Genomic DNA, 25,874 nt, shown 5'->3' with positions numbered 1-25,874 from the left:
TGGAACTCACCTTGGGTCCACACGAAGTTGCGAACGGCGATCGCGCCCGGGCCCTGCCCCTCTCCCGCCCCTTGCGCGACACTAGGGGGCTTGGCTATCGACCACTGGACTCGGCCGATTTCCCCGCCTGCAGCCCGAGCTTGGTGCGGTTCCGGCCCTGTCGCTTGGCGGCATAGAGCGCGCGGTCGGCTCGATTGAGGATGGTGTTACGGTCATCCCCCGGATGAGCTTCCACGAGGCCCGCGCTGAAGGAATACGACCGGACGATCTCGCCGTTCCAGGGCTGCCCCCTCGCGCATTGCTGCCTGATCTGTTCGATGAGGCGAGCCGCATCGATGAGGCTCGTATCCGGCAGAATGAGAAGGAACTCTTCGCCGCCCATGCGCCCGATGGATTCCTGTTTCCCGAGCGTCTCCCGGGAGACGGACGCGAAGTGACGAAGAACCGCGTCGCCGGCATCGTGGCCGTGGGTGTCGTTGATGACCTTGAACCTGTCGATGTCGATCATGGTCACGCACAGGCTCGAGCCCGATGCTGTGCTCGCGACCAAGGCCTCGTCGAGCAGTTCCATGATGTGGCGTCGGTTCGGCAGGCCTGTGAGGAGATCCGTCTGGGAGGCGAGGACGGCCGCGCTGTGCGCCTGGCGCAGTGTCTTCTCATTGTGCTTGAGAGCCGTGATGTCGGCGCCCACTGTGAGGACCCAGCCGTTCGGCAGGATTGTATGATCCATCCAGAACCAGCGTCCGTCCAGGAAATCGGTCTCGAAGGATTTGCGTGGTACGCTCCGGCGACGGGGCAACGTCCTGGCGATCAGGGCCTCGACATCACCATCATCGATCCTCACCCCTACGCCGTTCCTGGCGCCGTGGCGAAGGATTTCCGTGAAAGTGAACGGACCCTCGTATCCCTCCAGAAACATGTTCTGGTAGGTCTTGTTCGCATAACGAAGGTTGTCGTCCTGGTCATAGATGGAGACCGCCTGGCCACTCTCGTCGAGGGCTTCCACCAAGTATCGAAGAGTCTCATCATTCAGTTGAGAAGTGAACCGACCCATGGGGCATTTCAGGACGAGCGGATGATAGCACTCTACCTGGAGGGGGATAGAACCGCAAATGTCCAGCTTTCTCCGATGGACGAGCCCCCGCACGAAGAAGGCAGATTCCCGACGAACCGGTGGGGAAATGCAGCGGCCGGCCCCTCATATTCCGAGTTGGCCGGCCGCCGAAAGGTCGATCGTAAAAGCTTTCCCGATCAGATGTGGATCGCACGGTCATAGGCATCCAGCACGCTCTCGTGCATGGTCTCCGACAGGGTCGGATGCGGGAAGACGGCATGGATCAGCTCTTCCTCGGTCGTCTCCAGGTTCATGGCGATCACGAAGCCCTGGATCAGCTCGGTCACTTCCGCGCCGACCATGTGGGCGCCGAGCAGCTGACCGGTCTTCTTGTCGAAGATCGTCTTCACGAGGCCGTCCGGCTCGCCCAGCGCGATCGCCTTGCCGTTGCCGATGAAGGGGAAGCGGCCGACGCGAATGTCGTAGCCCTGCTCCTTGGCCTTGGCTTCCGTGAGGCCCACGGAGGCGATCTGCGGGTTGCAATAGGTGCAGCCCGGGATCTTGGCCTTGTCCATGGCATGCGTGTGCAAGCCCTTGATGGTCTCGACGCAGATCACACCCTCATGCTCCGCCTTGTGCGCCAGCATGGGCGGGCCCGCCACGTCGCCGATGGCATAGATGCCTGGCACGTTGGTGCGGCCGAGCCCATCCGTCACGACGACGCCGCGCTCGATCTTCACTCCGAGCTTCTCGAGGCCGAGATTCTCGATGTTGCCGACGACGCCGACCGCCGAGATCATCCGGTCGGCGGTGATGGTCTGCGTCCCGCCCTTGCCGTCGTCGATGGTGGCCGTGATGGAGTTCGCGCCCTTCTCGACCTTCGTGACCTTGGCGCCCGACAGGATCTTCATGCCCTGCTTCTCGAAGCGCTTGCGGGCCAGCGCGGCGATCTCGGCATCCTCGACGGGCAGGATCTGCGGCATCACCTCGACGACCGTCACCTCCACGCCCATGGTGCGATAGAAGGAGGCGAACTCGATGCCGATAGCGCCCGAGCCCATGACGATGAGCGATTTCGGCATGGAGGGCGGCACCATGGCCTCGAAATAGGTCCAGATCAGCTTGCCGTCCGGCTCGATACCGGGCAACGCGCGAGGACGCGCGCCCGTGGCGACGATGATGTTCTTTGCTGCATAGGTCCCGGGCTCCAGCACGCCCTTCGGCACGGGATTCTGCGGCTGCATGGCGGGCTTCTTCGGCGCGGTGACCACGACCTCGCCGGGCTTGGAAATGGTGGCCTCGCCCCAGATCACGTCGACCTTGTTCTTCTTGAGCAGCATGCCGACGCCGCCGTTCAGTCGCCCGGAGACCCCGCGCGAGCGGTTGACGATGGCCGCAGCGTCAAAACCGATCCCCTGAGCCGACAGGCCGTAATCCTTGGCGTGCTCCATGTAGTGGTAGATCTCGGCCGAGCGCAGGAGCGCCTTGGTCGGGATGCAGCCCCAGTTGAGGCAGATGCCGCCGAGATGCTCGCGCTCCACCACGGCGGTCTTGAACCCGAGCTGCGCGGCGCGGATCGCCGCCACATACCCCCCCGGCCCGCCGCCGATGACGATGATGTCGTATTGGTTTGCCATGGAATTGTCCCCCGTCATGCCCGGGCTTGGCCCGGGCATCCACGTCTTCGCGTGCCGGACCGTTGAAAAGGCGTGGATGGCCGGCAAGAGGCCGGCCATGACGTCGCGTGTTTAAACCAGCATTCCCATCGGGTTCTCGATGAGCTGCTTGAAGGCCGCAAGGAGTTCCGCGCCGAGAGCGCCGTCGACCACACGGTGGTCGCAGGAGAGCGTCACGGTCATGGCCTGCACGACCGCCGGGGCGCCGTTCTTCACCACGACCCGCTGCTCGCCGGCGCCGACCGCAAGAATCGTGCCGTGGGGCGGATTGATGACGGCCTGGAAGTCCTTGATGCCGTACATGCCGAGGTTCGACACGGCCGTGGACCCACCGGTGTACTCTTCCGGCTTCAGGCGGCGGTTGCGAGCCCGGCCCGCCATGTCCTTCACCTCGGCCGAGATGGCCGTGAGGGTCTTCTGCTCGGCCTTGCGCACGACCGGCGTGAACAGGCCGCCCTCGATGGCGACGGCCACGCCCACATCCGAATGCTTCATCTTCAGGATCCGGTCCTCGGCCCAGACCGCATTGGCGTTCGGCACGCGCTGGAGCGCGATGGCGAGCGCCTTGATGACGAAATCGTTGACCGAGAGCTTGTAGGCCGGCTTGCCGTCCTTGTCCTTACCGGCCGCGTTGTTGACCTGCTCGCGCAAAGCCATGAGCGCGTCGAGCTCACAATCGAGAGACAGGTAGAAATGCGGCACCGTCTGCTTGGACTCGACCAACCTCTTGGCGATGGTCTTGCGCATGCCGTCGAGAGGCACTTCCTCGTAGCTGCCGGCCTCGAACATGGCCTTGACCTGATCGGCGCCCATGCTCGATGCGAGCTGCGGAGCTGCGGGCTTTGCAGACGGCGCGGGAGCGGTCGCTGCGGCGGCAGCGGGAGCAGCGCCAGCCTTCGCGCCGCCGCCCTGGAGGGCTGTGCGAACGTCCTTCTCGACGATGCGGCCATGCGGGCCGGAGCCCTGGACCGATCCGATGTCGATCCCTGCCTCGCGGGCGATGCGCTTGGCGAGCGGCGAGGCGAAGACCCGGTTGCCTGTCGCCTGCCCTGCCCCGTTGGACTTGGCAGCCTGGGCGGGACCGGTGGGCGCCTGGTCCACACGCGCATAGCTCATGTGAGCTGATGCGTCGCCGGGAACGGTATTGGCCTGAGGCTGGGACGCAGCGGCCGGAGCAGCAGGAGCAGGCGCGGCCTCCGCCTTCGGCGCGGGCGCCGAAGCGGCACCACCTGCGGCGGGAGCCGTGATGCTCTTCGGATCCTCGCCCTCGCTGGCGATCAGCGCAATGAGTTCGTTGACCGGCACGTCAGCCGTGCCTTCGGGAACGACGATCTTGGCGAGGATTCCCTCGTCGACCGCTTCCACTTCCATGGTGGCCTTGTCGGTCTCGATCTCGGCGATCACGTCGCCGGACTTCACCGTGTCGCCTTCCTTCTTCAGCCACTTGGCAAGGTTGCCCTTTTCCATGGTGGGAGACAGGGCGGGCATCAGGATATTGATGGGCATGGCGTTTGGGGATCCTGATCTTGAAAGGGTTTAGTTTAAGGCCTGCGTCGAGCCGGGATCGCTCGGATCGTCCAGTTCGGCCTGGATGCCGGCTGTGATCTCGGCGAGAGCCTCCTCCTCGGAGAACTCCGTTTCCATGGCATAGACACGCGCGGCGTGACGGGCGAGGTCCACCAGGAGCACGCCCCAGGTGAACGGATCGTCGAAGGCGCGGCGCAGCGCGATGCTCACCGCCCCGTCGACCACGGAAGCCCTCAGGATCTCGACGCCCCCCTTTTCGAGGGCGTCAGGCGGAACATTGAGGGCTTCGAATTTTTTGTCGGTCATGCGCTTTTCTCCGAAACGTAGCTGTCCTTCCACCACGTTTCATCGTTGAACCGAGCGGGTGTCTTGTCTTTGTCGTTCCATGGATCAATTCCAAGCGCTTCAATCGCCTCGAACCATTCGTCTCTCAGAGAAGTTGGCAGAGGTTTTCCTGACCAGGGATCAAACCGGAAGCTCATTTGGCAATAGCCTCCATCCAGTACCGACACACCAAATTCCCGGATGCTTGGATCATAGATGATTGGCACCTCAGTATCACAGGCGTGTTTTAGAAGCTCAGGATGGTCGCCGTACAGTACCGACCTTTTAGGATCGAACTGTAATGCCTCCTTGGCTTCTCGCTTAGAGTTGCAAAGGAAGGCCCATATTCCAACCCAAGCGATAGCCCATTCCTCTTCGGTGTATTCGACATCCGAATACTTATGGAAGGAACGCAGACTAGTTTCCTGGTCCGACAACATAGTGCCTTACCGATAACAAACGGCCTTCGCCGCCTGCACCACTTCGGCCACGGACGGAAGCGCGAGCTTCTCGAGGTTGGCCGCATACGGCATGGGCACGTCCTTGCCAGTGATGCGGATCACGGGGGCGTCGAGGTAGTCGAACGCGTTCTCCATGATGCGCATGGCGATCTCGGCGCCGACGCCCGATTGCGGATAGCCCTCCTCCACCGTGACGCAGCGGCCAGTTTTCATGACCGAGGCGACGATGGTATCGGTGTCCATGGGGCGGATCGTGCGCAGGTCGATGACCTCGGCCTCGATGCCTTCCTTCGCCAGTTCCTCGGCGGCCTTGAGCGCATAGGTCATGCCGATGGCGAAGGACACGATGGTCACGTCCTTGCCCTCGCGATGGATGCGCGCCTTGCCGATCGGCACGGTGAAGTCGTCGAGCTTCGGCACCGGGAAGGACTGGCCGTAGAGGATCTCGTTCTCCAGGAAAACCACCGGGTTCGGATCGCGGATGGCGCTCTTGAGCAGGCCCTTGGCGTCGGAGGCCGTATAGGGCGCCACGACCTTGAGGCCTGGGATCTGAGAGTACCAGGCGGCGAAGTCCTGGCTGTGCTGCGCGGCCACGCGGGCGGCGGCGCCGTTCGGGCCGCGGAACACGATGGGCGCGCCGAGCTGGCCACCGGACATGTAAAGGGTCTTGGCCGCCGAGTTGATGATCTGGTCGATCGCCTGCATGGCGAAGTTGAAGGTCATGAACTCGACGACGGGGCGCAGGCCCGTGAAGGCCGCGCCGACGCCGACACCGGCGAAGCCATGCTCGGTGATGGGCGTGTCGATCACGCGCTTGGCGCCGAATTCCTGCAGCAGCCCTTGCGTGACCTTGTAGGCGCCCTGGTACTCGGCCACCTCTTCGCCCATGACGAAGACCTTGTCGTCCTTGCGCATCTCTTCGGCCATGGCATCGCGAAGGGCCTCGCGGACGGTCATGTTGACCAGTTCCGTGCCCTCAGGGATTTCGGCCATGGCGTTGTAGGAGCTGCGGTTGGTGATGACCGACGGAGCCGCAGGCGTCGAAAGATCCGTCTGCTGCGGGCGCTGATCGGGCGCCGGACGGTCGGCCATCCCTTCGGCCTGCATGTCGGGTGTGGGAGCGGGCTGCGCTTCCGGCGCCGGAGCCGCAGGCGCCTTCGCCGAGGAAGCCGCCGAGGACACATCCTCGCCCTCGCCGGCGAGGATCGCGATCGGCGTGTTGACCGCCACATTGTCCGTGCCATCGGAGACCAGGATCTTGGCGAGGACGCCCTCGTCAATAGCCTCGACCTCCATGGTCGCCTTGTCGGTCTCGATCTCGGCCAGCACGTCGCCGGGCTTGACCTGATCGCCTTCTTTTTTCAGCCACTTGGCCAGTTTGCCCTGCTCCATAGTGGGTGAGAGGGCAGGCATGAGAATATCGATCGCCATGAAAGACTCGTGTTGATTGTCGCTAAGGCGAGAATTGGGGGCGGCGCGTTTGACGCCGCTTATAGAAGGATATCCGTGTAGAGCTCGGACGGATCGGGCTCCGGATCGTGCGTGGCGAACTCGGCCGCCTCGTTGACGATCTCGCGCACCTTGCTGTCGATAGCCTTCAGCTCTTCTTCCGACAGCTTCCAGCTCTCCAGCAGACGACGGCGCACCTGCTCGATGGGGTCATGCTCCTCGCGCATGCGAGCCACTTCGTCCTTCGTGCGGTACTTCGCCGGGTCGGACATGGAGTGGCCGCGATAACGGTAGGTCTGCATCTCGAGGATGTAGGGGCCCTTCCCGGATCGGGCATGCTCGATGGCGCGCTGGCCTGCCGCGTAAACAGCGCGGACGTCCATGCCGTCCACCTGCTCGCCCGGGATGCCGAAGGATACGCCGCGCTTCGAGAAATCGGTCTGAGCCGATGCGCGCGTCACGGCTGTGCCCATGGCGTAGCGGTTGTTCTCGATCACGTAGACGACCGGCAGCTTCCACAGCTGCGCCATGTTGAAGCTCTCGTAGACCTGGCCCTGGTTGGCCGCGCCATCGCCGAAATAGGTCAGGCAGACATTTCCGTTCTCGCGGTAATGGTTCGCGAAGGCGATGCCGGTGCCGAGCGACACCTGGGCACCGACGATGCCGTGGCCGCCATAGAAATGCTTCTCCTTGGAGAACATGTGCATGGAGCCGCCCTTGCCCTTCGACAGACCGCCACGGCGGCCCGTCAACTCGGCCATGACGCCTTTCGCATCCATGCCGCAGGCAAGCATGTGACCGTGATCGCGGTAGCCCGTGATCACCTGGTCACCCTCTTTCGTCGCCATCTGCATGCCGACGACCACGGCCTCCTGGCCGATATAGAGGTGGCAGAAACCGCCGATCAGGCCCATGCCGTACATCTGGCCGGACTTCTCCTCGAAGCGCCGGATCAGCAGCATTTCGTTGTAGGCCGACAGGTCCTGGTTCTTGTCGAATTGTGGGATATTGGGGGCAGCTCCGCGAGTGGAGCCTTTACCGGAAGTCATCTTGTTAGCCGCGCCAGCACCGGCACGGCCCGCCTTGCGGGCAGCAACAGCCATCGGGTCCTCCGAAGGGTTTCCTCGACGAAAGTTGTAGCGCAGACGGAATCGGAAATCGAGAGCCCCAAAAGGTGTTTTGCGCTGCACAATAAAATGCGCAACTTATTGATATGGCGAACGTATTTAAGATCAACTGAAATTCAGTTAAGCAGAACTTTTAAGTTATTGTTAATTATGGACCTGTGATGATCACAAGGTCGTTCTTGTGCACACGTCCTAACATTACGCGCGCTCTCTCCTCGAGCAGATCACGGTCGATCTGATCACTCCTGAGCAGCGCGATGCGGCGCTCCCACTCGGAGCGCTGGGTCTTTAAACCATCGAGCTCGGCGGAAAGTTCGGCCACCTGCGCCTCATATTTCTGCTGAGCCTCGATGCCCCGCGCGCCGCTATGGGCGTGGTGCACGAAATAGGCAGCCACCCCCGCCGAGATGCCGTAGAGCACCAGCGGGATGAGGAATCGTCTCAATCGTCTGCGGATTACCATGGAGCCTAGTCTTACATCGGCATGGTTAAGGAGGCGTTAGAAATTAGGCTCCGCCTCACACTGTCACCGTCGTGCCTAGCCTCATGCCGCCCTTTCTACCGAGCGGCTCCGAAGACATGGATGGCCGGGACAAATCCGGCCAGGACGAGAAGCGGAAAAGAAAAAGCCGCCTTGCGGCGGCTTCCTCAACGCGTCGACTGGCGTCTCAGTTCAAGCGAGCGCCTTCAGCGCGGCCCTGCCTGCGTAGATCGCCTGCGAGCCGAGCTCCTCCTCGATGCGGATGAGCTGGTTGTACTTGGCCAGTCTGTCGGAGCGGGCGAGCGACCCGGTCTTGATCTGCCCGCAATTGGTGGCGACGGCGAGATCCGCGATGGTGGAGTCTTCCGTCTCGCCCGAGCGGTGGGACATGACGGCGGTGTAGCCGGCACGGTGGGCCATGTCGACGGCGGCCAGCGTCTCGGTGAGGGAGCCGATCTGGTTCACCTTGACGAGGAGCGAATTGGCGACGCCCTGCTTGATGCCCTGGGACAGGCGGTTCACGTTGGTGACGAAGAGGTCGTCGCCCACGAGCTGGCACTTGGCGCCGATGAGGTCGGTGACAGCCTTCCAGCCCTCCCAATCGTCCTCGGACATGCCATCCTCGATGGTCGCGATGGGATAGACGGAGACGAGCTTGGCAAGATACTCGGCTTGCTGCTGCGGGTTCAGCTTCTGGCCCGTGCCTTCATAGACATAAGCGCCGTTCTTGAAGAACTCGGTGGCGGCGCAATCCAGGCCGATCACCATGTCCTTGCCGGGCTTGTAGCCGGCCTGCTCGATGGACTTCATGATGAAGTCGAGGGCGGCCTCGGCGGAAGGCAGGTTCGGTGCAAAGCCTCCCTCGTCGCCCACATTGGTGTTGTGGCCGGCGTCCTTCAGGGCTTTCTTGAGGGTGTGGAACACCTCGGCGCCCATGCGCACGGCTTCCGAAAGGGTCGGCGCGCCGACCGGCATCACCATGAATTCCTGAAAGTCGATGGGATTGTCCGCATGCGCGCCGCCGTTGATGATGTTCATCATCGGCACCGGCAGGACGCGGGCCTGAGTGCCGCCCACGTAGCGGTAGAGCGGTAGCGTCGAGGCCTCGGCGGCGGCCTTGGCGACGGCGAGGGAGACGCCCAGGATCGCGTTCGCGCCCAGGCGGGCCTTGTTGGGGGTGCCGTCGAGCTCGATCATGGTCTCGTCGATGGCGACCTGCTCTTCCGCGTCCATGCCGCCGATGGCGTCGAGGATCTCATTGTTGACCGCATCGACGGCCTTGAGCACACCCTTGCCAAGATAGACCGACTTGTCCCCGTCGCGCAGCTCGACCGCCTCATGGGCGCCCGTGGAGGCGCCGGAGGGCACGGCGGCGCGGCCCATGGAGCCATCTTCGAGGGTCACATCCACCTCGACCGTGGGATTGCCCCGGCTGTCGAGGATCTGGCGGGCGAAAACATCGATAATCGCGGTCATGAGCAGGCTCCTGCTGGCTGAAGCGCCGCATTGTCCGCCCTTGCGGACGGGTGCGGCCTCTCGTCATGAATTGGCTTATTGACCGAAATGCCCATGTGAGCAAGGACGGCAAGAGCATTCCCTTTATCAATCCAAGGTCAATTCCAGATGACGGAAACCACCCTCCAGCTCGGCCATGCAGCCGCCCTGCCCCAATCCCCCGAGGAAGCGCAGCTCGACCGGGTGCCGAACCCCCATTCCGACACCGATTACCTGGCCCGTTTCACTGTGCCGGAATTCACCTCTCTTTGCCCGGTCACAGGCCAGCCCGACTTCGCGATTCTGGTGATCGATTACGTGCCGGGGCCATGGCTCGTCGAATCGAAATCGCTCAAGCTCTACATGCACAGCTTCCGCAATCATGGCGCCTTCCATGAGGATTGTACGGTCGCCATCGGCAAGCGCCTCGCCGACCTGCTGGAACCGCGGTACCTGCGGATCGGCGGTTACTGGTATCCTCGGGGCGGCATCCCTATCGACGTGTTCTGGCAGACCGGCGAGCTGCCGAAGAACCTGTGGCTGCCCGAGCAGGGCGTGGCGCCCTATCGCGCCCGCTGAATCAGTCAGGCTTGGCCGGAGGCGGCGGTGGGGCTCCCCGGTCTCGATAGGACGGCAGATCGGGCGCCCCGTTCGCCACCGGATTCCGCTCGAGGTCAGCGATCAGCGTCCTCATCTCGCCGATTTCACGGACCTGAGCCTCGATGATGCGATCCGCGAGCAGTCTCACCCGCGGATCACGGATATGGGCGCGCTCGCTGGTCATGATCGCAATGGAATGATGAGGAATCATTGCCTTCATGTAGGAGACGTCGCTGACGGTCTCCTGGCTTCGGACCAGCCACAGGGCCCCGGCGAACACCACCGCACTGACCGCCAGAATCGCCATGTTGGCGGCCCTGTTCCCATACATGGACCACATGAAGCCGAGCATGATGACGCCCATCACTGCGCCCATCACGACGGCCATCCAGGTCCGCGTCTGGCTGTAGAACACGTGGTCCAGCGCATAGGTGTTCAGGTACATCAGGCCGAACATAACGACCGTGGAAGTCACGATCATGGCCCCGAAACGTCCGTAGCTCATCGTCACCGATCCCGCTTGGGTTTCACCCGGGACCAACGGATCGGCCGCCCTATTGTTTCGCGTCGGTCGCTGGCCTCGCAGTCCGGCCGAGAACGGTGGCGGCCGCCACGCCGACGCAGACGATGACCAGCGCGGCCACGCCCGTCGACGCCGTGAGGCCGATGTTCCGAAGGCCGAAGCCCATCAGAACGACGCCGAGCGCCTGTCCGCAGAAGAACGAGAAGGCATGAAGCGCGACCGCCGAGGCGCGGGCCCCGGGGGCCACCTCCGTCACCTGGGCCTGGAACGTGTTGTGGAGCATGTAGAAGCCGAGGCCCATGAGCAGCAGGGCCGCCGCGTCGAGCTTCCAACCGCCGCCGGTTCCCAGGATAAGGAGCGCGGCTCCGGCGAAGAAACCTCCTCCCAGAAGGATCCTGCCGATACCGAGCCGCCGCAGCATCCAGGTCACCAGGGCGGAATAAACGAGTCCGCCGAGGGCGAACCCGCCGATGGCGAAGCCCGCCTGTGCCGCCCCACCCCCGCCCCTCTCCTCGAGCAGCGGCGCCACGTAAGGGAAGATGCCGAACAGAGCGATGGCTTCGACGAAGACGGAGCCGAAAAGAAACAGCGCTCGCGGATTGGACAGGATGGCCCGATACCGCAGAATCGCCGCCCGTGGATCGAACCGACCGCCGGGCAAGGCGCCCCGGAAGCCGATAACAGTCGCGGTCAGCGCCAACGCCATCATGATCGTGGAAAGGCCGAACACGCCGCGCCAGCCGATCCATTCGGCGAGGAGCCCCGCGAGGGACGATCCAGCAAGCTGCCCGATGATGACGGCTACGAGATAGCGGCTCAGCGCTATCTGCCTTTGGGCCATCTCGACCCGGTCGCCGATCAGCGCGATGGACAGCGGTACCGCACCGCCCGCGGCCGCGCCGGCGATGATGCGAAGGGTGAAGAGCGTCGCCGCGTTCGGGGCGAAGGCCGAGCAGGCCAAAGCCAGAAAAAGGATCGACAGCGCCACCTTCATGACGCGCTCCTTGCCGAGCGCATCGCCGATGGGCCCCAGCACCGGCTGGATGAAAGCATAAGGCAGCGCGAAGGCGGCCGAAAGGAGTGCGATGGTCTGCGGATCCGAGCTCAGATCCCGCGCAATGATCCCGACCATCGGCTCGACCGCGCGGCCGGAGAAAGTGCTCGCAAAGCCGCTGGTGGCGAGGATCAGGATCAGATTGCGGGAGGACATGGCATCCTAACGATTGAAGCCGTAGAGGGAGCATAGGCTCCATACCACGGGACCAACGTTAATCGAGCGGCAGGAGCGCAGACCTGACCTCTTGAAAAGGCATGGGCGACCCCTTCGTCATCGCCGGCAAAAGGCCGCGACGACGAAGAAGCGATCGATCATTATACTTTTATGCTGCCCTGCCCTTCGCCAGTGCATCGAACGCCTTCAGCTGCGCGAGGAGCCCCTCGAGATCCTTCAGCGGCACCATATTGGGACCGTCCGACGGCGCTTTGTCCGGGTCCTGGTGCGTCTCAATGAAGACGCCCGCGACACCCACGGCGACTGCGGCGCGCGCGAGCACCGGCACATATTCGCGCTGGCCGCCGGAAGTCGTGCCCTGGCCGCCGGGCTGCTGCACGGAATGGGTGGCGTCGAAGATCACCGGGGCGCCCGTCTCGGCCATGATCGGCAGGGAGCGCATGTCGGACACGAGCGTGTTGTAGCCGAAGGAGGCGCCGCGCTCGGTCAGCATCACGTTGGGATTGCCGGCAGCCGTCACCTTGGCCGCGACGTTGGCCATGTCCCAGGGGGCCAGAAACTGCCCCTTCTTCACATTGACAACCCGGCCTGTCCTGGCGGCAGCGATCAGGAGATCCGTCTGGCGGCAGAGGAAGGCGGGAATCTGCAGGATGTCGACCACCTCGCCCACGGGGGCGCATTGGTCGTTCTCGTGCACGTCGGTGATCACCGGCAGGCCATAGGTCTCCTTCACCTCGGCGAAGATGGCGAGGGCTTTATCGAGCCCGATGCCACGGGCGCTGGCGATGGACGTGCGGTTAGCCTTGTCGAATGACGACTTGTAGACGAGGCCCAGGCCCAGCCTCCCCGTGATCTCCTTCAGGGCAGCCGCCATCTCAAGCGCATGCTCGCGGCTTTCCATGGCGCAGGGCCCGGCAATGATGCTGAGCGGCAGATGATTGCCGAAGCGGACATTACCGGCCTCGACGACGGCGGGATGCTGTTTGGTATCGGTCATGGGCCGTCTCTATCCTGTCTGCGGCACCAAGCAAAGCGGCGATGTGCATAACAGCCTTTTCTCGGCGTCGCGGCGAACGGAAACGGCTTGCCGCCCTTCAAGCCGAAATCCGTGGAGGACGCCCTCTTCCAACGAAAGGTCGATTTACTTTGAGAGCGTGCTAAAACATGCTCCTATCCGCATGGAAAGATTGAGAAAATTTACCTTAAATCGATCCGTAACCGCTTCACTCGATCACATCGCCGCGCTTGGGGGGCGCTCTCATGTCCGAACAGAACAAGGTGCACGAACTCGTGGCTCTCAGAACCGCGCTCGGATTTACCCAGAGCAAGATGGCCCATGAGATCGACCTGAACCTGCGTGACTACCAAGCCTTCGAATGGGGCGAGAGCGAGATCCCGGACCTTTATCTCAGAGCCATCGAGCGGATCGCCATGCTTTATGCTGTCCGGCACAAGAACCCGATGCTGGTGCCCCCGGCCCTGCGGGCCGAAGCCGTTCAATTCGCCCGCATGGTCGAGGCGAGCGCCTGACAGGGTTATTGAAGCGTCTTTTCACGCAAGACCGGTTCCCGGTTTCACGTTTGATGCTTCAGAAGGTCATCGCCGCCGCATTGATGATTCCGGCGGCGAGCGACGCGGCGCCGAGGAACAGCGCTGCGGCCATCTCGCCCCCGGCGATGCGCTGGGACAGGTTCGGCATGGCGATACGCACCAGCCAGTACACGAGAATCTGCACGGCTAGGGCCACCAATCCCCACACGAGGCAATCGACGATGGTCTGGGCGTGGACGATGGCGCTCGCCAGCGGAAGGGCGAAGCCCACGAGGCTGAAACCGAGGGCGGTCGCCGCCGAGATCACGTTCTCGCGGATCAGGGCGAACTCATTGTGCATGGACGCGAGCGTATAGACCGCTAGATAAAGGCCCACGAGGGCGACCGCGAGTACGAAGAAAATTAGGAAATCGGCCAAGCCCGCCAGAGATGAAGCCACGATCAGTCCCCCACATGATGTTTTTCATCGTCTAGGGGATCATGGTTAATATTACGTTGGCTCGAAGGCGATGGCGACCCCGAAGGCGGCGCTGGCCGGCACGATGAGTCTGCTGCCGATGTGCTGGTAGGGAATCTCGGCCGCGTCCAGCCACTTCGCGTGGACGTGGATATCCTCCACCCGGACCGCGAAGGCCACGAAGGATGGCTGATCGAGCTCGGCCTCTACCGAACCGTAATTCTCAGCCGCGTCGTCGGGCGTGAGCACGTCGATATGGCCCTCGCCCAGTCGGAAGGCCAGATCGTCTCCGTCGGGGCTCGCAGGATCGACGCCCGTGAACGCGGTCAGGAAGGCGCGGAGCCGCTCCGGAGCCGGCGCAGACAGGGTGACCGATGAAATCTGCGTTGCCCGATTGTCATGGCGCTGGAATTCCGGGTTCCAGAAGTTTTCCGGATAGTGCTGCTGGCAGACGAAGAAACCGGCCTTCGGAGAGTCCTCGGCTGACGCGAAAGCCAGGGTGAAAGCGACCTTCGTTTCGCTGCCGTCGGGCCGTTTTCCGCTGCGTTCGAAATGGAACGGTTCAAACGAACCGATGCTCTTCTGCGCGAACAAAGCCGCATCCGCCTCGGCATCCCGGCTGTCGAGCACAAGCATGGCGAGGCCTTCGCGGTCCCTGAGATAGTCCTGCACGAAGGCACCGAAGCTGTACGCGCTCGCCCGATGCGGCGCGATCGCCGCCTCCTCGCCCACGGCGATCAGCTCGATGAACGAGCCGGGAAGCTGCACGATCCGGTTCTCAGTCCCCCAGGGATGGCGGTTGCGGGCCCCGACTTGGAAACCGAGCCGCCGATAGAAACTCCCGGCCTGATCGAGGTCGTGGACGGCAATGACGAGGTGATCGATCCGGCGGGTCATCGGGCTCCTTTGGAAACGGCATCTGAACGAAAGAAGGCAACTGTCGGCGGAGTTGCCGGTCAGTTGCGGAGGAAGACTTATATGTTACTTTATATCCTAAAATTGGCTATTTGCCTGTTATACTGACTATATCTAAGGATCGAACCAATGGCGATATCCGTTATCAGGGCCGGAGCCGAGACACTTGTAAGCACATCGCCGGAGACAAACTGGCAAAATCCGAACGTCACGGCCCTTGCAGGCGGAGGTTGGGTCGTTGCGTGGGAAGCCTACGAGTCGGACGGCACCGGCTACAACGTCTACCAGCAGCGTTTCGACGCTCAAGGATACCCCGTCGGCCAGAAATCGCCGATCAGTGCCCAATCTGCCAGTACCTGGCAGCTGAATCCTATTCTGACCGCCCTCCCCGATGGCGGCTGGCTTGCCACCTGGGAATCACAGCAAGATTCCGATGGAAGCAGCGGCGTGTTTCAGCAAAGATTCAACGCGCAGGGGCAGGCTCTTTTCGTCGATGGATCGGGAAATCAGCAGGATAAAAGGGTCAACACCACGACTGCTGGCAATCAGCAGGCCCCGAGTGTCGCCGTGTTTCCGGCAGCGCAAGACGATTCCGGCGGCTGGGTGGTGACGTGGTCATCCAAATCGGAATCGCCCAGCGGTTTCGATATCTTCCAACAATACTATAGATCCGACGGGACTGCGATCGGAGGTGAAATCAAGGTCAATACCGTTGATGCCGATAGCGAGTATGACCCGAGCGTCACGATCCTGAGCGACCGGAGCTGGGTGGTGACGTGGACTTCGGCTGCCGCAACGACCGCCAACATCCGACAGCAGCGCTTTCACATCGACTCAGGTAATAATGTGGTGCCCGATGGAGGCGAGATCGTCGTCCCCAATGCGGGGTACTTTTCATTCGTCCCGAACACGGCAGCTCTTGCGGACGGCGGATGGGTCGTCACCTGGGAGGCCATCGACCAGGATGGATGGGGGCGCGGCGTTTTCCAGCAGCGCTACAATGCGCAAGGAGCCCCTGTCGGCACGACGAGTCAGGTCAACACGACCGTGGCGGGTGACCAGGAACGCTCGAGCATCGTTGCTCTGCTCGATGGCGGCTGGGTAGTCGCGTGGCAGTCCGAGGGGCAGGATGGCTACGGACGAGGCCTTTACATGCAGCGCTACTACGCCGACGGTTCACCGGCGGGCGCGGAAATGCGGGTGACGGACATTACGGTGGGAGACCAACGGTTTTCCCATATGACAGCCTTGGCTGATGGGAGCTGGATCGTTACGTACCAGTCGTTCGACGCGGTCAATGGAGCGAGCGTCTATGTCCGCCACTTCTCGCCATCGAGTTCGGAAGTCCTGACGATCGCCAGCGACATTGCCAGCGGCACGAATGCGAGCGAAACCCTTTTTGTGCCGAGTGCGTCTCTGAGCATTGGCGACCGGATCGACGGCGGCGGGGGTAGCGACACGCTCTCCATCAACGCAGCCGGAATCCTAGACCTGACGGCCCCAGCGTCCCTGACCGGCTTCGAAGCCATTCGGGGCTCGGCCGGCAATGATACGATCATTGCGAACGCGGCGCGGCTGGCGGATTTCGTTGCGATCGATGGGCGCGGCGGCACCAACATGCTTCAGCTCTCGGGCAGTGCTTTCGACCTGAGCAACAAGGTATTTCTTAACCTCGGCATCAAGCTGACATACACGGCAGGCACGAAGGTCACGCTCAACGACAAGGCCGCCGCAGGCTTGCTGGATGGGACGGCTGGCGCCAATGACCGGGTGATCCTCGTCGGCGACGCCTTCACCGTCCGCGAGCGCGGCCTGCTCTTCCAGCATGGTATTGAGACGGTGACGGACAGCACTGGGACCTATACCAACTCCGGTCCGACCGACATCCGTTTCACGGGCGGGATCGCTCTCGAGCTGTCCGGCACCGGCATGGCCGTGGGAACCCTGCAGGGGGTGGACCCAAATGCCGGGGACGAGTTCGACTACGAACTCCTCGACGATGCCGGCGGCCGCTTCGCGCTCAAAGGCGACAGGATTGTCGTCAAGAACGGTTCCCTGCTCGATTATGAGGAGGTGCGTTCCTACCAGATCAAGGTCCGCGCCAAGGATGCCGGTGGACTCAGCCGCGATAAGGACCTGACCGTCACGGTGACCGACCTCGCGGTCGAGGTGACATCGGGAACCAATGCTGCGGACCGGTTCGTAGGAGGCGTCGGCAACGATCGCTTGGGCGGCGGACTTGACAACGACACCCTCGTCGGCGGAGCCGGGAATGACACCCTGTCCGGCGGCGACGGCAAGGACATGCTGACAGGCAATGCAGGCAAGGACGTGTTCCTGTTCGATACAAAGCCGAACAAGCTCAATCCCGATGTCGTCACGGATTTCTCGTCGCGCGATGACACGTTTCAGCTCAATCGTACGATCTTCAAGGCAATGCCGAAGGGAGTGCTGGCGAGCGGCGCCTTCGTTACGGGCAAGACGGCCAAGGATTCCGGCGACCGCATCATCTACGACAAGGGCACGGGCAGTCTCTACTACGACGTCGACGGCACCGGCCGGACCGCCGCCGTGAAGATTGCCGTCCTCACCAATAAGTCAAAGCTCTACTTTCACGACTTTGTGGTGATCTAAGTGAGAAGGCCATGACTGACGCGAAGATCAGCCATGGCCTATTCTGCCTCCTGGAAGGCCTATCGATCGTCGCGCCGATCAGACCAGCCGGCTCTGCTCCACGGCGGCGTGGATGAAGCTCTTGAAGAGCGGATGCGGCTCGAACGGGCGGGACTTCAGCTCCGGGTGATACTGGACGCCGATGAACCAGGGATGGTCCTCGTATTCCACGATCTCCGGCAGAACGCCGTCAGGCGAGACGCCCGAGAAGCGCAGACCCTTCTGCTCCAGCTTGTCGCGATAGGTCATGTTGACTTCGTAACGGTGCCGGTGGCGCTCGGAAATCTCCGTGCCGCCGTAGATCTCCGCCACCTTGCTGCCGGGCTTGAGCGAGGCCTGATAGGCGCCAAGTCGCATCGTGCCGCCGAGATCGCCGCCGGAAGCGCGCTTTTCCAGCTCGTTGCCGCGGAGCCACTCGGTCATCAGGCCGACGACCGGCTCGGCGGTCGGGCCGAATTCCGTCGAGCTGGCATCCTTGATGCCGGCGAGCGAACGGGCCGCCTCGATGACCGCCATCTGCATGCCGAAGCAGATGCCGAAATACGGCACCTTGCGCTCGCGGGCGAAACGGGCCGCCCGGATCTTGCCCTCGGCGCCGCGTTGGCCGAAGCCGCCGGGCACCATGATGCCGTGGATGCCTTCCAGGAACGGTGCCGGATCCTCGTGCTCGAAGATCTCGCTCTCGATCCATTCCAGGTTCACCTTCACCTGGTTGGCGATCCCGCCGTGGTGAAGCGCCTCGATCAGGGACTTATAGGCATCCTTGAGGCCGGTATACTTGCCGACGACCGCGATGGTGACTTCGCCTTCCGGATTGTGGACACGGCCCGAGATGGTGGTCCAGCGGGAGAGATCCGGCGTTTTGGCGCTGTCGAGGCCGAAGGCCGCCAGGACTTCGCTGTCGAGACCGGCCTCGTGATAGGCGAGCGGAACGTCGTAGATCGAACGGGCGTCGCGCGCCTCGATCACCGCCGTCTCGCGCACGTTGCAGAACAGGGCGAGCTTGCGGCGCTCGTCCTTCGGGATCTCGCGATCGGTGCGGCAGAGCAGGATGTCGGGCTGGATGCCGATGGAGCGCAACTCCGCCACCGAGTGCTGGGTCGGCTTGGTCTTCAGCTCTCCGGCCGACGGGATGAACGGCAGGAGCGTCAGGTGCACATAGATCGCCTGCCCCCGCTCCAGGTCGTTGCCGAGCTGGCGGATGGCCTCGAAGAATGGCAGGCCCTCGATGTCGCCGACCGTGCCGCCGATCTCGACCAGCACGAAATCGAAGCCTTCGTTGCCCGTGAGCACGAAGTCCTTGATGGCGTTGGTGACATGCGGAATCACCTGGATGGTGGCGCCGAGGTAATCGCCGCGCCGCTCCTTGGTGATGATGTCGAGATAGATGCGCCCGGTGGTGATGTTGTCGGCCTTGGTGGCCGGCACGCCGGTGAAGCGCTCGTAATGCCCGAGATCCAGATCGGTTTCAGCGCCGTCGTCGGTCACGAAGACCTCACCGTGCTGGTAGGGACTCATCGTCCCCGGATCGACGTTGAGATATGGGTCGAGCTTGCGAAGCCGAACCTTGTAACCGCGTGCTTGGAGAAGCGCTCCCAGGGCCGCCGAAGCCAGACCCTTGCCGAGCGAAGACACCACGCCGCCGGTGATGAATACGTACCGCGTCATGGACCCCTATCCATAAAGATCGGGCGCCGATTCGCAATCGCGAACTGCGTGCCCCGAAACCCATCCACAAAAAGAGAGGGCCGGAGGACCGGCCCTGCTGTTCACTTACTGCTGAGGCGCTGTGGGCGCCGGTGCCGCGGGGGCCGGAGCCGCCGGTTGGTCGCCCTGGAGTCGTTGCAGCTGCTCGAGCACGTTGCCGCCCTGCGGAGCCGCCGGGGCCTGCTGGCCCGGAGCCGGAGCCGCCGGAGCGGCGCCATCGAGGATCGAGCGCGGAGCCCGGGTCGAGGTCGCCATGACTGTCAGCGCGATGCTGGTGACGAAGAAGAGACCCGCCAGGATCGCCGTCGCGCGGGTGAGCGCATTGGCTTGGCCGCGACCGGTCATGAAGCCGGACACGCCGCCCCCGCCTCCGCCGCCGAGCCCCATGCCGCCGCCCTCGGAGCGCTGCAGAAGAACCACGCCGATCAGGGCGAGCACAATGACCAGGTGGACAATGATGAGAACTGTTTGCATCGTTTTCAAAAACCTCAAGCGGCTGCGCACAAGGCGTCAGCCGCTCGCAATCCGTTCGTTGCGGCGGCCTGTAGCATAGGTGGGCGCAGGATCAAAGACCCGCAAGACGCCTTTTCTCAGTTACCCGAGATAGGCCCCCGCGATACCCAGGAAATCGGCCGCCACGAGGCTGGCGCCGCCTACGAGAGCACCATTGACGTTGTCCACCGCCATGAGCTCGGCGGCATTCGAGGGTTTGACAGAGCCGCCGTAGAGGATGCGCACCTTGGGCGCCTCCGCCTTTCCGACCAGGCGACGCAGTTCGTCTCGGATCAGGGCGTGGACCTCCGCCACATCCGCGGCGGTCGGCGTCAGGCCAGTGCCGATGGCCCAGACGGGCTCGTAGGCGACCACGAGGTTGACGCTGTTCGAATCGACCGGGATCGAGCCGCGCAGCTGCTTGCGGACGACGGCGAGGGTCTTGCCGGATTCCCGCTCCTCCCGGGTTTCCCCGACGCACACGATGGCCGTCAGGCCGGCGCGGTGGGCAGCCACCGCCTTGGCGCAGACATCCGCGTCCTTTTCCTTGTGGTACTGACGGCGCTCGGAATGGCCGACGATCACGTAGGTCGCGCCTGCATCAGCCAGCATCTCGGCCGAGAGATCGCCCGTGAAGGCGCCCGATTCCTTGGCGTGGCAATCCTGGCCGCCGATGGCGACGCGCGAGCCGACCGACGCATAGGCCAGGACGGACACTAGCGTCGCCGGCGGACAGATTGCCAGCTCGACCTTGGCCTTCAAGCCGGGCGTGTAGCCGGCTTGGATCTCGGCCAGAACCTGGGCCGAGCTCTTCAATCCGTTCATCTTCCAGTTACCCGCCACCAGCGGGCGCGGCCTATCGACGCTCATTCACGGTACTCCTGTCACGCTTGATAATCCGGCAGTACAGAGCCTTGAGCCCTCTTTCAACCAGACTTGCCCTTTTCGTAGAGCCCCTGATCGGTTATCGGCAGGTTTAACGAGTTTTTGGAAAACGGGTTCACGATGCTTCGGAACATGCGCAAGGCTGGGCAGACTGTGGTCGGCAAAGCCATCGCCACCATCTTTTTCGGCGCCCTGATCGTCAGCTTCGCCATCTGGGGCATCGGCGACATCTTCCGCGTAACCCCTGCCTCCACGGTGGCCGAGGTCGGCAGCACCAAGATCACGGTCGACCAGGTCCGCACTGCCTATACGAATGAGCTTCAGCGGCTCGGGCGGCAGTTCCGCACCGTTATCAGCCCCGAGCAGGCCCGCGCCTTCGGCCTCGAGCAGCAGGTGATCTCCAATCTCGTGACGGAAGCCGTCATGGCCGAGCAGGCCAAGAAGATGGGCCTCTCCGTCTCTGACCAGCTCGTTGCCGGCTCGATCATGAACAATCCGGCCTTCAAGGGTGCTGACGGGCAATTCAACCGCGGCCAGTTCGATCAGGCCCTGCGCAATGTCGGTCTCTCGGAGCCCGGATTCGTGCAGGAGCAGCGCTCCGCCATGGTTCGCCTCCATCTGGCCGAGGCCATTGCCGGCGACGTCAATGTACCGATCGCCGCCAAGGAGGCCCTGCACCGCTATGGGACCGAGCGCCGCGCGGCCTCCTACCTGCTCCTGACCCCGGCCATGGCGGGCGACATCCCGGCCCCGACCGCGGAGCAGCTCCAGACCTTCTTCAACGAGCGCCGGAGCAGCTTCCGTGCGCCTGAATACCGTTCCGTATCTGCCCTGGCGCTCGATGCCGCCGCTCTCGCCAAGCCCGATTCCGTGTCCGATGCCGATGCCCGCCAGGCCTATGAGCAGCAGAAGGCCAAGTACGGCACACCGGAGCGCCGCACCATCCAGCAGATCACCTTCCCGTCCCAGGAGGAGGCCGAGGCCGCCGCCGCCAAGATCAAGGAAGGCACGACGTTCGACGCCATCGCGGCCGAGCGCAACGTCTCGCCGCAGGATCTGGAGCTTGGCACCTTCACCAAGACCGAGATGCTCGATCAGACCGTGGCGGATGCGGCTTTCGCCCTCGAGCAGAATGCCGTCAGCGCCCCGATCGCCGGCCGCTTCGGGCCGGTACTCGTGCGGGTGACACAGATCCAGCCCGAATCCGTCCGTCCCTTCGAGGAGGTGGCCGGAGAGCTTCGCCAGGACGTCGCTCAGGAGCGCGCCAAGGGTCAGATCGAGCGGATCCACGACGAGATCGAGGACCTGCGCGCCGGCGCCAAGCCTCTGGCGGACATCGCCAAGGAGAAGGGCCTCGCCCTGGTTCAGGTCCCGGCTGTCGATGCCACAGGTCGGGACAAGACGGGCAATCCAGTCAATCTGCCCGAGAAGGACGCCGTCGTGAAGGCCGCTTTCGCGTCCGACATCGGGGTCGACAATGAGCCTCTGCGCATGGCCGCGGGCTATGTCTGGTACGATGTGACCGGCATCGAAGCCTCCCGCGAGAAGAATCTCGACGAGGTTCGCGATCAGGTCGCCACCCAGTGGCGCGAAGACCAGGTGGCCCAACGTCTGTCGGAGAAGGCCAACGAACTCGCCGGACGCCTGGAGAAGGGCGAGACCATCGAGGCCGTCGCCCAGTCCGCCAATGCGCCAGTCCGGAACGCCACCGACCTCGCCCGCAACACGGCGAAGGACGATCTCACGGCGGAAGCGGTGAACCGCATCTTCTCGGTTCCGGTCGGCAAGACGGGCCATGCGGCGAACGGTACGGATGCCCGCGCGGTGTTCAGCGTCACCTCGGCCACGGTGCCGCCGCTCGTCACCACCACTCAGGCGGCGCAGAACACGGAAAACCAGCTCCGGACCGGTTTCGGCGACGACCTGCTCAACGAGTACATCGCCCAGGTGCGCCAGGATCTCGGCGTCACGATCAACCAGCAGGCGCTGCGTCGGGCAACGGGCGGCGAATCGTAGTCCCATGACGATCACGCCCGATTTCGAGACGTTCGCGGCAGCCTACGAGGCTGGGGAGGCCGGCGTCCTGCGCGCCACCCTCGTGGGCGACCTGCTCACGCCCGTGGCGGCTTTCCTGAAGCTGCGGCATGACCGCAAGGGGTCCGCCTTCCTGCTCGAATCCGTCGAAGGCGGCGCGACCCGCGGCCGCTTCTCCATGATCGGGCTCGATCCGGATCTCGTCTGGCGCTGCCAGGACGGCGTCGCGGCCATCGATCGCCAGGCGCTGAGCCGTCTTCAGGAATTCACCGTGGAGGAGACTCCGCCCCTGGAGAGCCTGCGCGCGCTGATCAAGGAAAGCGCCCTGCCCCTGTCGGACGATCTGCCGCCCATGGCGGCGGGCCTTTTCGGCTATCTGGGCTACGACATGGTGCGGCTCATGGAGCGCCTGCCCGAGCCCAATCCGGACGTGCTGAAGGTTCCCGACGCGATCCTCATCCGACCCACCGTAATGGTGGTGTTCGATGCGGTGAAGGACGAGATCTCGCTCATCACGCCCGTACGCCCGCAGGCTAGGACCTCGGCCAGGGCGGCCTTCGAGACGGCGCTCGCGCGCCTTGACGGCGTGACGGCGGCCCTCGAGCGTCCGCTGCCCATCGACGACCGCAGCGACCCGACGCAGATCCAGTTCGAGCCCCCGGTTTCGAACACGACGCCGCAGGAATTCGAGGCGATGGTCGCCCGGGCGAAGGACTACATCCGCGCCGGCGACATCTTCCAGGTGGTGCTGTCGCAGCGGTTCGAGTCGGCTTTTCCCCTGCCCGCCTTCGCGCTCTACCGCTCCCTGCGGCGCGTCAATCCGGCGCCGTTCCTGTGCTACTTGGATTTCGAGGATTTCCAGATCGTCTGCTCCTCGCCGGAGATCCTGGTGCGGGTGCGCGACGGCAAGGTCACGATCCGTCCCATCGCCGGAACGCGGCCGCGCGGCGCGACGGCCGCCGAGGATCGGGCCCATGCAGAAAGCCTGCTGGCGGACCAGAAGGAACGCGCCGAGCATCTGATGCTCCTCGATCTCGGCCGCAACGACGTGGGACGCGTGGCCGAAATGGGGTCGGTGGAAGTCACCGATTCCTTCTTCCTCGAATATTACAGCCAGGTGATTCACATCGTGTCGAATGTCGAAGGCAGGCTCGACCCGTCCTTCGACGCCCTCGACGCGCTCGTGGCGGGTTTCCCGGCCGGCACGGTCTCCGGCGCGCCGAAGGTGCGCGCCATGCAGATCATCGACGAGCTGGAGAAGCACAAGCGTGGCCCCTATGCGGGCTGCATCGGGTATTTCGGCGCCAATGGCGAGATGGATACCTGCATCGTACTGCGCACGGCCCTCGTGAAGGACGGGCGCATGGCCGTTCAGGCGGGCGCCGGCATCGTGTACGATTCCGATCCGGCCTCCGAGCAGCAGGAATGCATCAACAAGTCGAAGGCCCTGTTCCGGGCCGCCGAGGAAGCCGTGCGCTTCGCCAGCCAAGCGAGGATCGGACAATGAGCCGGGCGACGATGCTTCCCTTGACCGGGAGCGTCGCTTACGCGAACGTCGGCGCGCCATGACCCGCGTTCTCGTCATCGACAATTACGACAGCTTCACCTGGAATCTGGTGCATCTGCTCGGTCCGCTCGCGACCTCCGTCGAGGTGGTGCGCAACGATGCCATCACGACCGACCAGGTGCTCGCGTCCCGGCCGGATGCCATCGTGCTCTCTCCCGGCCCCTGCACGCCCAATGAGGCGGGGATCTGCCTCGACCTCGTGAAGCGCGTTTCGCCCGAAATCCCGACCTTCGGCGTGTGCCTCGGCCTTCAGACCATCGGGCAGGTCTTCGGCGGCACCGTCTCGCGCGCGCCCCTTCCCATGCATGGCAAGGTCTCCGAGGTGGAGCACGGCGGCCAAGCAGTGTTCCGCGGCATCAACGGACCCTTCAAGGCGACCCGCTACCACTCGCTGATCGTGGACCGCGAAACCTGCCCGGCCGACCTGCAGGTGACGGCCGAGACCGCGGACGGCCTCGTCATGGGGCTCTCGCACCGCTCGCTGCCGATCCACGGCGTGCAGTTCCATCCCGAGAGCATCCTGTCGGAGCATGGGGTGACGATCATGCGCAACTTCTTCGAACTCGCGGCGGATTGGAATGCCCAGCACCGCGCCGCCGGCGCAGCCGCTCCAGCAGGACATTGAAACCGATGGAATCGTTCAAATCCTATCTCGCCAAGGTCGCCACCGGCGCATCGCTGACGCGCGACGAGGCGCGGGATGCCTTCGACGACCTGCTCTCCGGTGAAGTGACACCCGCCCAGGGCGGCGCCTTCCTGATGGCCCTGCGGGTTCGCGGCGAGGCGCTCGAGGAGATCGTTGGCGCCGTGACGGCCATGCGCGGCCGCATGCTGCGGGTCAAGGCTCCCGAGAAGGCCATCGACATCGTCGGCACCGGCGGCGATCACAAGGGCAGCTACAACATCTCGACGCTGGCCTCGATCATCGTGGCCTCCTGCGGCGTTCCCGTGGCGAAGCACGGCAACCGGGCGGCTTCCTCGAAATCCGGCACGGCGGATGTTCTGGCAGCCCTGGGGCTGAAGCTCGGTCTCGCCCCTGAGGGGCTGGAGCGCTGCCTGAACGAGACGAATCTCGGCTTCATGTTCGCGCAGACCCACCATGCCGCCATGCGCCATGTGGCGCCGGTGCGCGTCGAGCTCGGAACCCGCACGATCTTCAACCTGCTCGGGCCGCTGGCGAATCCCGCCGGGGCGAAACGGCAGCTTCTCGGCGTGTTTTCAGAGGCTTGGCTCGAACCTCTCACGCAGGTTCTCAAGGAGCTCGGCTCCCAGAAGGTCTGGACCGTTCACGGCTCCGACGGGCTCGATGAGATGACGACCACCGGCCCGACCTTCGTGGCCGCGCTGGAGAACGGCGCGATCCGCCGCTTCACCGTGACTCCGGAGGAGGTCGGCCTGCCGACCGTGTCGCTCGACGAGCTGCGCGGCGGCGACCCTGAGCACAATGCGGCCCAGCTCCGCGCGGTCCTGGACGGGGCCCGCACGCCCTATCGCGACGTGTCCCTGCTCAACGCGGCGGCCGGCCTCGTGATCGCCGACGAGGCCGAGAATCTGCGCGACGGGCTCGACCGCGCCTCGCGAGCACTCGACAGCGGCGCCTCCAAGGCGACGCTCGAGCGCCTCGTCAAAGTCTCGAACGCTTGAGC

The 25,874-nt window shown here is 63.9% G+C and carries 24 protein-coding genes; 7 read left to right on the top strand and 17 right to left on the bottom strand.

Features of this window, described 5'->3' with window-relative positions; genetic code table 11:
• Positions 1-94: 94 nt before the first annotated feature.
• From H0S73_RS14515 to eno, 9 genes are all read right to left on the bottom strand, one after another.
• Complete coding sequence (locus H0S73_RS14515; RefSeq protein WP_343058457.1) at positions 95-1,006, bottom strand: GGDEF domain-containing protein; 912 nt, start codon at positions 1,004-1,006, stop codon at positions 95-97.
• Between the two features lie 245 nt (positions 1,007-1,251).
• On the bottom strand, positions 1,252-2,691 hold the full coding sequence (lpdA, locus tag H0S73_RS14510; RefSeq protein WP_181052821.1) for a dihydrolipoyl dehydrogenase: 1,440 nt from the start codon (positions 2,689-2,691) through the stop codon (positions 1,252-1,254).
• Positions 2,692-2,802: 111 nt separating this feature from the next.
• Positions 2,803-4,236 (bottom strand): pyruvate dehydrogenase complex dihydrolipoamide acetyltransferase, encoded by a 1,434-nt coding sequence (locus tag H0S73_RS14505; RefSeq protein WP_181052820.1) that lies wholly within the window; start codon positions 4,234-4,236, stop codon positions 2,803-2,805.
• Positions 4,237-4,266: 30 nt separating this feature from the next.
• Positions 4,267-4,563 (bottom strand): DUF5076 domain-containing protein, encoded by a 297-nt coding sequence (locus H0S73_RS14500; protein WP_181052819.1) that lies wholly within the window; start codon positions 4,561-4,563, stop codon positions 4,267-4,269.
• Positions 4,560-5,021, bottom strand: coding sequence for a DUF6980 family protein (locus H0S73_RS14495; protein WP_181052818.1), 462 nt, complete (start codon positions 5,019-5,021; stop codon positions 4,560-4,562). Before H0S73_RS14495 ends, H0S73_RS14500 begins: the two co-directional genes overlap by 4 nt.
• Positions 5,022-5,027: 6 nt before the next feature.
• Entirely contained in the window at positions 5,028-6,473 is a 1,446-nt protein-coding gene (locus H0S73_RS14490; RefSeq protein WP_181052817.1) for a pyruvate dehydrogenase complex E1 component subunit beta, read from the bottom strand.
• A gap of 59 nt (positions 6,474-6,532) precedes the next feature.
• Positions 6,533-7,540 carry a pyruvate dehydrogenase (acetyl-transferring) E1 component subunit alpha gene (gene pdhA / locus H0S73_RS14485; protein WP_181054348.1) on the bottom strand — a complete coding sequence of 336 codons (1,008 nt, stop codon included), beginning with the start codon at positions 7,538-7,540 and terminating at the stop codon, positions 6,533-6,535.
• A 226-nt stretch (positions 7,541-7,766) separates the two neighbouring features.
• The gene (locus tag H0S73_RS14480; RefSeq protein WP_181052816.1) at positions 7,767-8,081 is read right to left on the bottom strand and encodes an FtsB family cell division protein; all 315 of its coding nucleotides are present in this window, start codon (positions 8,079-8,081) and stop codon (positions 7,767-7,769) included.
• Positions 8,082-8,291: 210 nt separating this feature from the next.
• The gene (eno, locus tag H0S73_RS14475) at positions 8,292-9,575 is read right to left on the bottom strand and encodes a phosphopyruvate hydratase (protein WP_181052815.1); all 1,284 of its coding nucleotides are present in this window, start codon (positions 9,573-9,575) and stop codon (positions 8,292-8,294) included.
• 147 nt (positions 9,576-9,722) lie between these two features.
• Between eno and queF the strand changes: the two genes are divergently transcribed.
• A complete protein-coding gene (gene queF / locus H0S73_RS14470; RefSeq protein WP_181052814.1) occupies positions 9,723-10,172 on the top strand; it encodes a preQ(1) synthase in 450 nt (149 codons plus the stop codon).
• Position 10,173: 1 nt separating this feature from the next.
• On the opposite strand, the gene H0S73_RS14465 is transcribed toward queF, so the two are convergent.
• The 3 genes from H0S73_RS14465 to kdsA form a co-directional block, all read right to left on the bottom strand.
• Positions 10,174-10,698: a DUF305 domain-containing protein gene (locus H0S73_RS14465; protein ID WP_181052813.1), complete on the bottom strand. Its 525-nt coding sequence runs from the start codon at positions 10,696-10,698 to the stop codon at positions 10,174-10,176.
• Positions 10,699-10,747: 49 nt separating this feature from the next.
• The gene (locus H0S73_RS14460) at positions 10,748-11,926 is read right to left on the bottom strand and encodes an MFS transporter (protein WP_181052812.1); all 1,179 of its coding nucleotides are present in this window, start codon (positions 11,924-11,926) and stop codon (positions 10,748-10,750) included.
• A gap of 169 nt (positions 11,927-12,095) precedes the next feature.
• Positions 12,096-12,944, bottom strand: coding sequence for a 3-deoxy-8-phosphooctulonate synthase (kdsA, locus tag H0S73_RS14455; protein WP_181052811.1), 849 nt, complete (start codon positions 12,942-12,944; stop codon positions 12,096-12,098).
• 263 nt (positions 12,945-13,207) lie between these two features.
• Here kdsA and H0S73_RS14450 point away from each other — a divergent pair, with 263 nt between their 5' ends.
• Complete coding sequence (locus H0S73_RS14450) at positions 13,208-13,477, top strand: transcriptional regulator (protein WP_181052810.1); 270 nt, start codon at positions 13,208-13,210, stop codon at positions 13,475-13,477.
• 58 nt (positions 13,478-13,535) lie between these two features.
• Here H0S73_RS14450 and H0S73_RS14445 read toward each other — a convergent pair whose 3' ends face one another.
• Both H0S73_RS14445 and H0S73_RS14440 read right to left on the bottom strand, forming a co-directional pair.
• Positions 13,536-13,940, bottom strand: coding sequence for a DUF350 domain-containing protein (locus H0S73_RS14445; protein ID WP_181054347.1), 405 nt, complete (start codon positions 13,938-13,940; stop codon positions 13,536-13,538).
• A gap of 48 nt (positions 13,941-13,988) precedes the next feature.
• Positions 13,989-14,852 carry a VOC family protein gene (locus H0S73_RS14440; RefSeq protein ID WP_181052809.1) on the bottom strand — a complete coding sequence of 288 codons (864 nt, stop codon included), beginning with the start codon at positions 14,850-14,852 and terminating at the stop codon, positions 13,989-13,991.
• A 147-nt stretch (positions 14,853-14,999) separates the two neighbouring features.
• On the opposite strand from H0S73_RS14440, the gene H0S73_RS26105 reads away from it, so the two are divergent.
• Entirely contained in the window at positions 15,000-17,504 is a 2,505-nt protein-coding gene (locus tag H0S73_RS26105; protein ID WP_181052808.1) for a calcium-binding protein, read from the top strand.
• A 78-nt stretch (positions 17,505-17,582) separates the two neighbouring features.
• Here H0S73_RS26105 and pyrG read toward each other — a convergent pair whose 3' ends face one another.
• From pyrG to tpiA, 3 genes are all read right to left on the bottom strand, one after another.
• On the bottom strand, positions 17,583-19,211 hold the full coding sequence (gene pyrG / locus H0S73_RS14430; RefSeq protein WP_181052807.1) for a CTP synthase: 1,629 nt from the start codon (positions 19,209-19,211) through the stop codon (positions 17,583-17,585).
• Positions 19,212-19,316: 105 nt separating this feature from the next.
• Entirely contained in the window at positions 19,317-19,724 is a 408-nt protein-coding gene (gene secG, locus H0S73_RS14425) for a preprotein translocase subunit SecG (protein WP_181052806.1), read from the bottom strand.
• A gap of 120 nt (positions 19,725-19,844) precedes the next feature.
• Positions 19,845-20,612, bottom strand: a complete 768-nt coding sequence (gene tpiA, locus H0S73_RS14420; RefSeq protein WP_181052805.1) for a triose-phosphate isomerase — start codon at positions 20,610-20,612, stop codon at positions 19,845-19,847.
• Between the two features lie 147 nt (positions 20,613-20,759).
• Between tpiA and H0S73_RS14415 the strand changes: the two genes are divergently transcribed.
• Genes H0S73_RS14415 through trpD form a run of 4 tightly spaced genes read left to right on the top strand, consistent with a single transcriptional unit; the run spans position 20,760 to position 25,872 of the window.
• Positions 20,760-22,643: a peptidylprolyl isomerase gene (locus H0S73_RS14415; protein WP_246388912.1), complete on the top strand. Its 1,884-nt coding sequence runs from the start codon at positions 20,760-20,762 to the stop codon at positions 22,641-22,643.
• Between the two features lie 4 nt (positions 22,644-22,647).
• On the top strand, positions 22,648-24,168 hold the full coding sequence (trpE, locus tag H0S73_RS14410; RefSeq protein ID WP_181052803.1) for an anthranilate synthase component I: 1,521 nt from the start codon (positions 22,648-22,650) through the stop codon (positions 24,166-24,168).
• Between the two features lie 58 nt (positions 24,169-24,226).
• Complete coding sequence (locus H0S73_RS14405) at positions 24,227-24,853, top strand: anthranilate synthase component II (RefSeq protein WP_181052802.1); 627 nt, start codon at positions 24,227-24,229, stop codon at positions 24,851-24,853.
• Between the two features lie 5 nt (positions 24,854-24,858).
• Positions 24,859-25,872, top strand: a complete 1,014-nt coding sequence (gene trpD, locus H0S73_RS14400; protein WP_181052801.1) for an anthranilate phosphoribosyltransferase — start codon at positions 24,859-24,861, stop codon at positions 25,870-25,872.
• Positions 25,873-25,874 lie beyond the last annotated feature (2 nt).

The sequence above is a fragment of the Microvirga mediterraneensis genome, from assembly GCF_013520865.1.
Taxonomy (GTDB): Bacteria; Pseudomonadota; Alphaproteobacteria; order Rhizobiales; family Beijerinckiaceae; genus Microvirga; species Microvirga mediterraneensis.
The sequence above is the reverse complement of the archived record's forward strand: the minus strand, read 5'-3'. Positions and strand labels throughout refer to the sequence as shown.

Excerpts from the sequence above, each read along its gene's own strand:
- H0S73_RS14450 (WP_181052810.1), top strand. The coding sequence starts at position 13,208 with ATGTCCGAACAGAACAAGGTGCACGAACTCGTGGCTCTCAGAACCGCG.
- queF (WP_181052814.1), top strand. The coding sequence starts at position 9,723 with ATGACGGAAACCACCCTCCAGCTCGGCCATGCAGCCGCCCTGCCCCAA.
- H0S73_RS14500 (WP_181052819.1), bottom strand. The coding sequence starts at position 4,563 with ATGACCGACAAAAAATTCGAAGCCCTCAATGTTCCGCCTGACGCCCTC.
- H0S73_RS14495 (WP_181052818.1), bottom strand. The coding sequence starts at position 5,021 with ATGTTGTCGGACCAGGAAACTAGTCTGCGTTCCTTCCATAAGTATTCG.
- H0S73_RS14460 (WP_181052812.1), bottom strand. The coding sequence starts at position 11,926 with ATGTCCTCCCGCAATCTGATCCTGATCCTCGCCACCAGCGGCTTTGCG.
- H0S73_RS14480 (WP_181052816.1), bottom strand. The coding sequence starts at position 8,081 with ATGGTAATCCGCAGACGATTGAGACGATTCCTCATCCCGCTGGTGCTC.
- H0S73_RS14415 (WP_246388912.1), top strand. The coding sequence starts at position 20,760 with ATGCGCAAGGCTGGGCAGACTGTGGTCGGCAAAGCCATCGCCACCATC.
- trpD (WP_181052801.1), top strand. The coding sequence starts at position 24,859 with ATGGAATCGTTCAAATCCTATCTCGCCAAGGTCGCCACCGGCGCATCG.
- lpdA (WP_181052821.1), bottom strand. The coding sequence starts at position 2,691 with ATGGCAAACCAATACGACATCATCGTCATCGGCGGCGGGCCGGGGGGG.
- H0S73_RS26105 (WP_181052808.1), top strand. The coding sequence starts at position 15,000 with ATGGCGATATCCGTTATCAGGGCCGGAGCCGAGACACTTGTAAGCACA.
- H0S73_RS14490 (WP_181052817.1), bottom strand. The coding sequence starts at position 6,473 with ATGGCGATCGATATTCTCATGCCTGCCCTCTCACCCACTATGGAGCAG.
- pdhA (WP_181054348.1), bottom strand. The coding sequence starts at position 7,540 with ATGACTTCCGGTAAAGGCTCCACTCGCGGAGCTGCCCCCAATATCCCA.
- H0S73_RS14465 (WP_181052813.1), bottom strand. The coding sequence starts at position 10,698 with ATGAGCTACGGACGTTTCGGGGCCATGATCGTGACTTCCACGGTCGTT.
- H0S73_RS14405 (WP_181052802.1), top strand. The coding sequence starts at position 24,227 with ATGACCCGCGTTCTCGTCATCGACAATTACGACAGCTTCACCTGGAAT.
- eno (WP_181052815.1), bottom strand. The coding sequence starts at position 9,575 with ATGACCGCGATTATCGATGTTTTCGCCCGCCAGATCCTCGACAGCCGG.
- secG (WP_181052806.1), bottom strand. The coding sequence starts at position 19,724 with ATGCAAACAGTTCTCATCATTGTCCACCTGGTCATTGTGCTCGCCCTG.
- H0S73_RS14505 (WP_181052820.1), bottom strand. The coding sequence starts at position 4,236 with ATGCCCATCAATATCCTGATGCCCGCCCTGTCTCCCACCATGGAAAAG.
- trpE (WP_181052803.1), top strand. The coding sequence starts at position 22,648 with ATGACGATCACGCCCGATTTCGAGACGTTCGCGGCAGCCTACGAGGCT.
- pyrG (WP_181052807.1), bottom strand. The coding sequence starts at position 19,211 with ATGACGCGGTACGTATTCATCACCGGCGGCGTGGTGTCTTCGCTCGGC.
- H0S73_RS14440 (WP_181052809.1), bottom strand. The coding sequence starts at position 14,852 with ATGACCCGCCGGATCGATCACCTCGTCATTGCCGTCCACGACCTCGAT.
- tpiA (WP_181052805.1), bottom strand. The coding sequence starts at position 20,612 with ATGAGCGTCGATAGGCCGCGCCCGCTGGTGGCGGGTAACTGGAAGATG.
- kdsA (WP_181052811.1), bottom strand. The coding sequence starts at position 12,944 with ATGACCGATACCAAACAGCATCCCGCCGTCGTCGAGGCCGGTAATGTC.